At 52.7% G+C, this 262-nt stretch carries 1 protein-coding gene; it reads left to right on the top strand.

What is annotated here, in order from left to right; genetic code table 11:
• The coding region (locus tag SB658_RS24915; protein ID WP_410603086.1) for a hypothetical protein at positions 1 to 262 on the top strand (262 nt) is incomplete at both ends.

The raw sequence follows: 262 nt of genomic DNA, 5'->3' as shown, positions 1-262 counted from the left end.
AAGATATCCGCCATTTCTTATGGATTGCGCCGGATCGTTTCGCACCCGCATCCGCCAGTCAGGAAATGCTTGATGAGCAGGAGAATGGGGTGATTCAATGTTTCCGTTTCATCAAAGCGCTGCTGTCACTCGGGTATGGAAACCGAAACATCAGCTTTACGGCGGTCACCCGGCAGACACAGTCCGTGTATCCGGGTGATCTCCCGCAGCCTGAGCATGCAGGCGTACACGGTTTGATCGGTTCATTGGCAAAAGAATATCC

The sequence above is a fragment of the Bacillus sp. SIMBA_008 genome (genome assembly GCF_046535495.1).
GTDB classification, from domain to species: Bacteria; Bacillota; Bacilli; order Bacillales; family Bacillaceae; genus Bacillus; species Bacillus subtilis.
Note: the sequence above shows the minus strand (reverse complement) of the source record. Positions and strands in the feature narration are given on the sequence as shown.